The 10,112-nt window shown below is 63.7% G+C and carries 9 protein-coding genes and 1 pseudogene; 3 read left to right on the forward strand and 7 right to left on the reverse strand.

Annotated features, from left to right (window positions below):
- Window positions 1-164: 164 nt before the first annotated feature.
- Complete coding sequence (locus EP26_RS27715) at window positions 165-626, reverse strand: DDE-type integrase/transposase/recombinase (RefSeq protein ID WP_084113075.1); 462 nt, start codon at window positions 624-626, stop codon at window positions 165-167.
- Between EP26_RS27715 and EP26_RS37860 the strand changes: the two genes are divergently transcribed.
- A complete protein-coding gene (locus EP26_RS37860; protein WP_245624549.1) occupies window positions 576-734 on the forward strand; it encodes a hypothetical protein in 159 nt (52 codons plus the stop codon). The genes EP26_RS27715 and EP26_RS37860 overlap by 51 nt on opposite strands.
- Before the next feature lie 51 nt (window positions 735-785).
- Here the strand turns inward: EP26_RS37860 and EP26_RS38780 are convergent.
- From EP26_RS38780 to EP26_RS27725, 3 genes and pseudogenes are all read right to left on the reverse strand, one after another.
- Window positions 786-986, reverse strand: a pseudogene (locus EP26_RS38780) (transposase); the annotation flags it as partial.
- Between the two features lie 78 nt (window positions 987-1,064).
- On the reverse strand, window positions 1,065-2,537 hold the full coding sequence (locus tag EP26_RS27720) for a transposase (protein ID WP_052389778.1): 1,473 nt from the start codon (window positions 2,535-2,537) through the stop codon (window positions 1,065-1,067).
- A 48-nt stretch (window positions 2,538-2,585) separates the two neighbouring features.
- Window positions 2,586-2,936, reverse strand: coding sequence for an IS6 family transposase (locus EP26_RS27725; RefSeq protein WP_052389779.1), 351 nt, complete (start codon window positions 2,934-2,936; stop codon window positions 2,586-2,588).
- Window positions 2,937-3,204: 268 nt separating this feature from the next.
- Here EP26_RS27725 and EP26_RS27735 point away from each other — a divergent pair, with 268 nt between their 5' ends.
- The gene (locus EP26_RS27735) at window positions 3,205-4,416 is read left to right on the forward strand and encodes a glycoside hydrolase family 43 protein (protein ID WP_169747522.1); all 1,212 of its coding nucleotides are present in this window, start codon (window positions 3,205-3,207) and stop codon (window positions 4,414-4,416) included.
- Between the two features lie 13 nt (window positions 4,417-4,429).
- Here the strand turns inward: EP26_RS27735 and EP26_RS27740 are convergent, their stop codons facing one another.
- Window positions 4,430-5,593 (reverse strand): glycoside hydrolase family 1 protein, encoded by a 1,164-nt coding sequence (locus tag EP26_RS27740; RefSeq protein WP_245624550.1) that lies wholly within the window; start codon window positions 5,591-5,593, stop codon window positions 4,430-4,432.
- Window positions 5,594-5,858: 265 nt separating this feature from the next.
- A complete protein-coding gene (locus EP26_RS27745) occupies window positions 5,859-7,382 on the reverse strand; it encodes a family 1 glycosylhydrolase (protein ID WP_211259587.1) in 1,524 nt (507 codons plus the stop codon).
- A 606-nt stretch (window positions 7,383-7,988) separates the two neighbouring features.
- Between EP26_RS27745 and EP26_RS27750 the strand changes: the two genes are divergently transcribed.
- Entirely contained in the window at window positions 7,989-9,641 is a 1,653-nt protein-coding gene (locus tag EP26_RS27750; RefSeq protein WP_043343927.1) for a hypothetical protein, read from the forward strand.
- 168 nt (window positions 9,642-9,809) lie between these two features.
- On the opposite strand, the gene EP26_RS27755 is transcribed toward EP26_RS27750, so the two are convergent.
- Window positions 9,810-10,112, reverse strand: a 303-nt coding sequence (locus EP26_RS27755; RefSeq protein WP_043343940.1) for an integrase core domain-containing protein, incomplete at its 5' end; no start/stop codon positions are given.

Raw genomic sequence — 10,112 nt, forward strand, 5'->3', positions numbered from 1 at the left:
GCAGCCTGCCTCAGGGCATCCGCCGACAAGTCCTGCCGCGTGATCACCACCGCCATCGCAAGCCTCCCGAATCGAACCCCCGGGAGACAGCGAATGGACCAAGGGCATTGTCACCTTGTTTGATAGCCAGGCGAGTTTTGCTGCAGGGCGGGGCTTGCGGGACATCACGCCGCGATCTGAGCACATGTCTCCTGCCTCCAGATCCGGAAGGCCTTGCCGCGCGAACGGCGGTATTGATCGGCGGTCATCAGGTGCCGCCGCGGACGGAAGTGACCATAGATCATCGCGTGCGCGGAGAGGAACCGCTGGGCTTGCCCGGGTGACTTGAAGCGCTGCATCTGGCGTTCTCGACGTCGCGTCGGCCTGTGAGAGTTCTCGGCATGATTGTTCAGGTAACGGCTGGTCCAATGCCGCACATCGGGCAGGACCTCGCGCTGCGCGGCACCGTAGCTGCGGAGCCCATCGGTCACGATCCGCCGCGGCTTGTACTTGAGGCCGACCAGTAGGCGTCTGAAGAAGCGTTTGGCAGCCGTGGCATTCCGCCGCTCCTGCACGAGGATGTCGAGCACCACACCGTGTTGGTCGACCGCGCGCCAGAGGTAGAAGAGCTCGCCGTTGATCTTCAGATAAACCTGATGCTGTCGGCGAAATCAGGCTACCGCCGCCAGGGCTGCGAAACGAGTGACGCGCGTCCCGGCCGCTGGCCGGCCATCGAGCCATCGTACTACCCGTGACACATTGATCGCGGCTGCCGCGCAAACTTCCTGCAAGCCTGTCTTCGACAGGCCAATGTAGCGGCTCTGGCGCATGCCGAAGGCGCGGATGCCTTGCGAGAGTGTCCCTTCCACGCCGGCTCGCTTATCATAGCGCTCCAGCCATGCGGGATCCTCCGCCCGTGCACGGGCCGCATGCAGCGCCTCGTATTCCTCACGGTCATGGAAGTGCAGAACCCGACGTGCGGTTTTATACCAAATCCCGTTAATCAGAACCCATACAGTAAAGCGGCCCGGTTAAGGACGGAGCGTGCTGCTGCGGGGCGCCCCGCCGCCGCCAATAGGTTGGGCTCACTGGGACTTGGTTTTAGCCGATGCGCAGTCTGCGCGTGCAACACAGGTTCCGCAGTCCAGGCGGCTAATACCAAATCCCGCTGATGAGAACCCATGCAGTAAAGCGGCTCCTCCGAGGCCGGAGCGGGTTGCGTCGAGGGCGCGCCCCTCCGCCGCTGACAGGTTGGGATCACCGGGACTTGGTATAAACTGGACCTGAATGCGCGGACTACCATCCGGGTGGCGCAAGCTGCGCCAGTAGACCGATGTCTTGCCTTGCGGGCAGGTCACCTGATGGCGGTCCCAGTCGATTTTGAAATATGACTGGCTGTAGCCTTGCCCAGCACGCATCTGCCGGCTTGATACACCCCGGACCGGTCCCTCGAGCGACAAACCATGGTCCCGCTGGCTGCTGACCAGAAGCCCCGCATCGACATAGCCGGAATCGACAAAGTGCTCCGACGGCAGCAGGTTCTTGGCCGCCAGTCGGTCATGGATGCCGGCCGTGCTCGTCATGTCTGGCCGCATCGATGGACAGGTCGCTACGTCGGTGATCACCCGGGCCATGTCGTCGTCGCAGGTCTCCGTCACATGCACCTTGTACCCGGTCCACTGGAGCTGCCGCTTCATGCTGAAGTGCGCCTCCGGATCGTAGGGTGACTGCACGCGCTCGGCCACGGGTGGAAGCTCTGACGGCGAGCGCCAACGCAGCTGCCCGTCATCTCGGGCATAGTGCACGCGCCAGACGTTCCGTAGGATCTGGACCATTCGTACATCGCGCGCCGTGCTCGGTGCGTCTGGTTCGTCCAGTGCAGCCAAGAGGCGGAAACCATCCTCCCCGACGGCCAAGGCGAAAGCCTCACGTTTATCCTCGCCCTTCGGCAGACGGTATTCCTCGGCGCGGCGCCCGTACCGCTCGAACCAGCTCGGTGATGCGATCACGTGCAGCCACTCCGGCACGACCGCGGCGAGGTCGTCGAGGGCAGCGCGAAGCGTCTCGACCACAAGCTCCAGAAGGTTCAGATCGTGCACGGCGGCCAGCACATGTGTGCTGTCCGTGCGCTGCTTGCCCCGAGCCTTAACAAGGCCCCGCTGTTTGAACCGCTCCAGCATTCTGTCCAGCAGGAGGTGCTCTGCCCCACCCGCCACGAGGCGGCCCCGGAACTCAGTCAGCACACTGAAATGGAACCCAGGGTCAGTCAGTTCGAGCCCGAGCGCATACTTCCAATCAATGCGAGCTCGTACGGCGTCTGCCGCCTGACGATCACTGAGCTGCTCGAGGAACTGCAAGACCGTCACCAGGGCCAGTCGCCATGGCGCCAAGCCGGGCTGCCCACGGCGGGGGTATAGCGCGACGAAATCCGCATCCTCATAAAGATTAGCGAACTCTTCGCGTAGTCGCGTCGCCAGCGTGCCTTTGGGACAAGCAGCCTTGGCTACCCGAACTGTCTCGTTCGGGATTTCGCCGATCGGCGTCGGGTGCATGCTCATGACCTAGCCTTGCAGCCCGATCCTGCTCCGACAACCCGTCCCGCTGTGCTAAATGGAGGCGCAATCCCTACGGGCGCATCGTTCCGACGCAGCGCTCTTGGTTACCGACACCATAGGGATTTCAAACACTTCGGATTTCGCCGACAGCATCAAGACCTCATCCAAGTGCCAGGTGTCACCCGGCCTCGGCCGGCGCTTGCGCAGTTTGGCCGCGAACTCGGTACCGAAGCTGAGGCACCAACGGCGGATACTTTCGTGGCTGACCACCACGCCCCGCTCGGCCAGGATCAGCTCGATATCACGCAGGCTCAGGCTGAACGAATGGTAGAGCCAGACGGCGTGGTGGATGACCGCAGCCGGGAAGCGGTAGCCTGGGTAGGTGTTGGGCTCGGTCGACATCCAACCAGCTTGGCCCGACCTCTTCGTTCCGGCCAGTGCTCAACGACGTGACAATGCCTTGGCAGGCTACGAGGCGATGGCGATGATCAGGAAGGGGCAGGTGCGGAAGGTTGGCGGGCGAGGCATGCGGACCCAAGCAACCTTTGTCGCCGAGTTGTTCCAGGCCGCCGCCTGATCCGAACCTGCCGCGGATATCCGCAATCTACCGCAAACTTCGCAACTGCATCACAACCGTCCAGAGCATTCCAATGGGAAGAGCGATGACGACTTGGCGCTCGACGCGTTGGAAGAGCCTGGACGCGGAGCGGAGACGCTGGCTAGTCAAGACACCCGGCTCTTCCCGCGCTTCCATGGCAATGTGGGCGCATCGAAGCGGCGACCGGAGCGGAGTGAAGGCAACTGCCATGTGGCTGCGCTCGACCTGAGGCTCAACGAGGGATACATCTTGGCCAGTTATCTCGAGACTACCTACCGCAACCCGGTCATCGAGGAGGTTTGGGCCGACCCCGCCATCGCGGGGCCAGACGGTGACGGATTCTATTGGTCATACGCCACAGATGACGACCACGAGCCCTTGCCACGGCGCCTGTTCAAGGTAGCTCGCTCTCGTGATTTAGTGCATTGGGAAACCCATCCGCCCGGCACGGAAACGGGCGCCTTTGCTGCCGCCATTCCGAATTACGGCCGCTATCGTGCATCCTGGGCACCGGATGTCCGCCACCTCGGCACCGCGGATTGGCGGTTCTATGGGACCCTCAAATTCGATGACCATGATGATGCAGGGACCGGCGGGCACGGCATTTTCGTGGCCCGCTCCGCCGGGCCGACTCGCTTCGCAGAGCCCTCGGTGCTGCAGCGCGGCCCTGGCTTCACGGTCATCGACCCCTGCTTTTACCGCTCTACTCGCCTCGGCAGGAACTTCCTGTATTGGGGTTCCGGCCATGCGCCGATCTTCGGCCAGGAGCTGACGAAGGATGGTCTGAGCTTCGCGCCGGGCTCGGTGCCTCGAGCGGTGCTCGCCCCGACACCCGGCGACTGGTCCGACCGGCTCTGGGAGGGCGTGCATGTCATTGAGAACCCGCTGAGCGGCGAGCCCATCATGCTCGCTTCTAAGGTCGATACCTGGAGTGGTCCCTACCAAACCTTCGCGCTCCGTGGCGGCGCGCATCCGCTCAATCCCTTCACCCTAGCGCCCGGTCCGGCGCCGCTCCTGGCCGAAAACGCGATATGGAATCGGTGCGGTCAGGTCTTCGTCCACACGGACGCCGTCGGACAGCTTTGGATCTTCTACCACGCCGTGCGCGGCGACCAAGTCATCCCCGGCACTGAACTGTTCGAGGCAAACGGGAGGTACGGCGTCCCACTGCGTCAGATGTGCATGGAACGCCTGCTCTTCGACGGCGCCGGCTTGCCTTACGTCGAGGGTGGCGGCCCTTCCTCTACGCGGAAGACAGGGCCGGTGGTGCGCCGGCCGGACTGAGACCCTGTCGTTCTCAGATTTGCAGCGCTTGCGCGGAGATCACCCGCGGCGCAGGCATTGCGTGGAACAGCGCCTGCTGTCGCGCGAGCTCATCGGCAAGCGGGGCATTGACGGTACGCTGCCCGTCCCGGGTCCCAAGCTCGAACAAACCATTGGGGCAATAGCGGTCGTCGTCCCAGCCGAAATGGCTGAGAATGGGGTACAGGCAGATCCCTTCCACCGGCACGCCCGCCTGGATCGCCGCACGCACCTCCTCGCAGACATAACGTAGCCAGCTCGGGCGGGCGGCGCCCTCAATGCTGGTCTCCGCCACGAACAGCGGACGTTGATAGCGAGCCCAAACCTCCGCCAGCATGTCCCGCAGAGGCCGCCAGCGCGGATCGTAGACGGACAGCGCGTCACGCGAAGGCCGCCAGTCCGGCCCTGCATCCGCCGGCCGTGCGGCATCTGGGAAGAGCCACTGGTTATTCCAGTAAAAGTTGACCCCGATCGCGTCGACCGCTTCCGGACTACCGCCAAGTTCCGGCTCGCAGCGCCCGGTCAACATGTCCCAGCCAGCATATTGCGAGGCGTTATAGATGCCAGCCAGTTCAGGGTCCGCATGCGGTCGCGGGGTGATATGGATGATCGGGTCGATGGCAGAGACCCAACTGCCCGGCACGGCCGTCCGCACCGCCGCCGTGCCGGCAAGCGCGGCCCGCACCAGTTGCCGCTTGAGCTCATCGGCTTTGTCCCTAGCGCCCGGATTCATGATCGCCACATCGCCCCCAGCCCAGGCGAAGAAGGCGATCTCGTTGACCGGGCACAGCATCGGCGGCCGGCCGGTCTCCTCTCGATGCAGCCGAGCAAAGGCCGCGGCATAAGCGGCGAAACCCTCGACGAAGCCAGGGGACCAGATATCAATGTGGTCCGGCCAGCCATAATGGCATAGATCCCACATCACTTGGCTGCCTGCCGCCTCCGCCGCACGCAACAGCGGCAAACAACAAGACCAGTTGTAGTGCCCCGGCCGTGCCTCGACGAGATGCCAGCGCACGCCGTCGCGGAAGGTGCGGATGCCAAGCTCCGCCGCCTGGTGGTAATCTCGCTCCGCCAGCATGTCATGCCTGGTACCAGCGATCAGGTCCAACCGCCGCCCGTCGGCGCGACGATGGGTGGAGCATTCGAAGCCGCCCATGAAGAAGGTGTCGAAGAGCTGCGATCGGAACGGCATGGCTGGCTGAATCTCCTGGCGAGCGTGTCATGTCCGAGCGGGGCGAAGCGAAACCTCGATCAGGGCGGGTAAGACGGTTTTCGGCCAAGACAGTCAAGGAACTGACTGCTCTCGGCAGAAAAGCGGCGCAGTCGATGCTGGTTATATCGGCGCACCGCCGGGATTCAGTTTCGTCCTGATAAGGTCGGGTCTGCCCCGTGTTCGTGTATTGGGGAGCCTTGCTTGCCCGTCAGCCAGCGGCCTGCTTAGACGGGACGAGAAAGCGGTCGTCGCGCCGCCACCAACCAGGCTGCTGCACCAGTGGATGCTCGAAGCGGCCCTGCCGTACAATCGCCTTGGCCGCCTTTGCGATCAGCCGCGGCTGTGGCCGCCCGCTCGGGTGGCGCATGTCGAAAACGCCCGGCTCGTAATGGCCGGTCTTTCGCGTGAGCAAGCTGTTCCAGTCCACCGCGCCGAGCACCGACCATATCGTCACAGCCCGGACATCGGCGCCTTCAGTACGCAGCGCTGCAGCGGCCTCCCACGCCTCCATGAACCAGCGGACCTGCTCGTGCTCGGGGCACCAGCCGATATGAGCTTCAGTGATCGCCAAAGGGATCGAACCGTAGCGGCTCCACGCCTCTCGGAGCCGGGCTTCCCACCCCGTCCGCTCATGCTCTGGCAGCAGCACCCGCGCGGCCTCGATATCTGCATAGGCATCAAGGCCATTGCCTCCATGCATCTGCTCCGGATAAAGCGCCAGCCGGTGGTCGAGGAAGCGCTCGCTGGTAATGTAGTAGTTGAAACCAAGCACCATCGGACCGAGATCTTGCACGCGGAACTCATCAAGTGCCTGCGCCGTCACGCCAGCGACCAGTAGCCGCGGCCACCAGGGATGGTCTCGGTCCACGCGGCCGGTCAGCAAGTCGAGGCTAAGCCAGCGCCGATCGTTCTCATCCGCGGCTTGATAGGCCAGGCGCTGCGTGCTGAAGGTCTTCCCCAGATCCTCGGTCTGCACCAGCTCAGCGTCAGGAATGACGCGGCGGATGGCGCGCATGGCGAGCACGACGGCCCGGCATTCATTCTCCAGAATGCGGAGGAAAGTTGCCTCATCGGTCCCGTGCGGGAACCAGTGGCCGTAAAGGCCAGAGAAGCGCGCGGTGGTCAGCGGCTCGTTTACCGGTGTCCAGGACTTTATCCAGGGGTAACGCCGCGCGGTCCGCTCGGCCTGCTCGGCCAACAATTCGGGGAAGTTCGGGTCGAGCAGGCTGGTATAGTGCGGTCCTCCGCCGTGGTGGACGAGGCCGGCGATGGGCGCAATGCCAAGGTCGCGCAGTCGGGCCAACCGCTCGTCATGCCAGCGCCAGTCGCATTCGCCAGGCCGCTCCGGCGCCACATGCTCCCAAAGGATGGGGTAGCGGAGCTTGCGGAAACCTAGACCAGCCACCGCGTCGAGATCTTCAATGCGGTCGTAATGGCCGCCCTCACGCAACTGGTCTCGCCACATGTCGCCGACGCGAAGGACGGTGCATTCCACGCCTCCCCATAGCTCGAGACCGGCTGCGGCAGGCTGTATGACTTCCTCAGATATGCCGGAGTCGTTCGCCAGCCGCCCCGCGAGTGCGCTCAGATCATCGGTAACGGGCGGAGACCAGGAGTTCTCCACACAATCTCCAAATGGCCCAGGCGACGGATGCCGGTCAGCCGCCGATACGGAGTGCGGTCTATTACCAGAGTCGCCGTCGAGCACCGTGAAATTGGCTGAATCGGTCATGTAGGCTCCCCCGAAGCAAAACGCACGAGCTTGCAATCACGCTGGACGCCGTGAGTTTGCTTAACGGTTGCGGATTGCTTGCGCCGTGGTGCCTTTGAATGAAGGGCGGGCGCATGGCCCAGCCTGCTGGTCGCCATGTGCATCCCAGAGTAACTCGTTGAAAAGCGCAGTTAGTCTGGATTGGCGTAGACACATGGGCGAGTTGGCCGTTGGCGTGCGACCACAGCTCCCTCTCCGGATAGTGAAATGCGCCAACCCGCATACCGCGCTTGGCTTCACTGCATCAACCATCCGGCGGCAATCAAAGCTTGTCCGATAATGTACCAAGCTGGTGACCATTGTATTGTGCGAATGGACCGGTTGAACCCCTATGGCTGCGCTATGTCTTTCGGAAGGTATCCGCGATAGGGCTGGATAAGGATGCCGGTCGAGAGCGTTTGCCTTGCCCCAATTATCGTCCGCCGAGATGGAAGAAATGCCGTTTCCGACCCAACCACCCAGCCGGTCCGTGATAGCCGCAGGAGCTCCGCTCTATCCGCGAGTGCATGATGGCGGCCTTGCGCCAGTACCAAAGGCATTGTGCCGGTGCCCCTAAGCGGCGTGCGCATGGGCTGGGGCGTGTTCTTAGCTTGCTGGGCCGTGGCGGCGGCTATCGCACTCGCGCTCGGCCGCGATGCGAACTGGGATATACGGAACTACCACCTCTACAATCCCTACGCCTTGCTGGAGGGGCGCTGGGGCTTAGACCTCGCGCCGGCGGGCCTACACAGCTTCCTGCACCCGGGTCTCGATATTCCCTTTTACCTGCTGACGCGGAGTCCCTTGAATGCTTGGCCGCGCGTCGTTTCGACGCTCCAGGCAGGCTATCTCGGGCTTCTAATCTTCCTGACGCTAGCCGTCGCCAACCTCGCCTGCCACGGGAACGCCCGCCGAGCCACTGGGGAGAGCATGCTGACGGCGGCCTTCGGTCTGACCGGCGCGGCAACGCTGCCGCAGGCCGGCGCCACGTTCAACGATGTCCCGGTGGCGTGCTTGGTTGTGGGCGCGTTGCTGGCGCTGCTCGTAGCTGCGGGTTGTGGGATCCCAGCAGGGCGTGCCGTACTCCAAAAGCCTCGGGCCGCACGTCTCTGGTTCCTCTCAGGAGCGCTTGGGGGAGTTGCGGTCGGGTTGAAATTAACCGCCATTGTCTATGCGCCGGCTCTCGCAGGGGCGGCGATTTTTGCTGCGCGCGGCACCTACGTTAGCCCAGCGCGGGCCGTGGCGATATTGGCTGTCGGCGGTGCGCTGGGGTTCATTGTGTCATTTGGTCCTTGGGGTTGGTTCCTCTACGAGCAATTCGGCAACCCCTTCGGGCCGTATTTCAATGACCTTTTTCACTCGTCTTGGTTTCCGCCTGTTCGGCAGAGCGACCCTCGTTTCCTCCCGAATAGCATCGCTCAGGCACTGGCCTACCCGCTGCTGTGGGTGCGTCCGTCAGTCGGGGTCGTAACCGAGGAGACAATGGCCGACCCGCGCTTCGCACTGGGCATCGCCGGAACGCTGCTTACCTTAGGCGCTGTCAGCTTGCGGCGCCTCCTGCGCGACCGCGACCAGGTGAGGATTGGCTCTACGGCCGAACAGGCTGCGGTTCGAGCCACCCAAGTAGTTCTTGCCTTCATCTTCCTCGCTTACGCCGCCTGGCTCGGCGCCTTCGCAATCCTGCGTTACGCCGTCGCCATCGAGGTCCTGCTCGGTATTGCGGTTCGGACCACAGCACGCATGCTCCTCGCCTTGCCCTGGACCGGGACGGTACTGGCTGCGGGCCAGCGATGCGGCGCGGTCGTATGCGTGGGCGCCTTGCTCTTCCTTTGCACGCTGGCCACGACATATCCGCGATGGCCGCGCCAGCCCTTCCACTGGGAACAGGAGCCTCGCGGCGCCGCATCAGTGGCGGTCACACCCGTCGCATTGCCCGAGGGATCGCTGGTGGTGATGCTGTGGGGCGCGGTCTCCTTCGTTGCACCATTCGTGCAGGGGCCAGGAGTCCGGTTCGTGGGCGCCGCACATCCAGTTTGGGCAGGCTCCAGAAAGTACCTCTACGCGGCCAAGGTGCAGCACTTAGTGCGACTCCATCGCGGGCCGGGCTTCGTACTGCTGGAGGAACCGGATAACTTTAATCGGGAACTGGCGCAGTCCCTAGGTGTGGAATTCGACCCCGCCTCCTGCCGTGCAGTGCCCAACAACCTCACGACTCTTGTCCATATCTGCCGCTGGCAGTGAGCTGTACCGCACCCGGAATCCTGGACGATAGGTTGGCTTACGGGTTCTGTCAGCGCTCGCGCCAGACCTGACGACACGAGATGATGACCGGTTTCGATTACGCCACTTGCAGAATAGCGAGCGCAGTGGTGTGTACCGCCCGCGGATGCCGAGACACCGTGCTGCAGCCTACGCGGCGAGTGCCGCGGTTGAAAGCTGATCCTGCCGGACGGCGGTGGGTGGCTTGAAGCCGTGCTGCTCGATGAGCCAAGTCGCGTTGTAGGTGTCACGGAACTCGAGCGGCGCCTGGCGGAGCGCTTCGACGGTGTCGAAGGTCCGCACCCAGAGGAGGTTCTCCTTGAGGGTGCGGATGAAGCGCTCCGCGCAGCCGTTGCCCTCCGGCGCGCGCACGAAGGCGGGCGAGTTCTCGATGGACAGGAAGCGGAGCTCCTTCTGGAAGGCGTCCGACATGTACTGGCTGCCGTGGTCGTG

The sequence above is a fragment of the Belnapia moabensis DSM 16746 genome (assembly GCF_000745835.1).
GTDB classification, from domain to species: Bacteria; Pseudomonadota; Alphaproteobacteria; order Acetobacterales; family Acetobacteraceae; genus Belnapia; species Belnapia moabensis.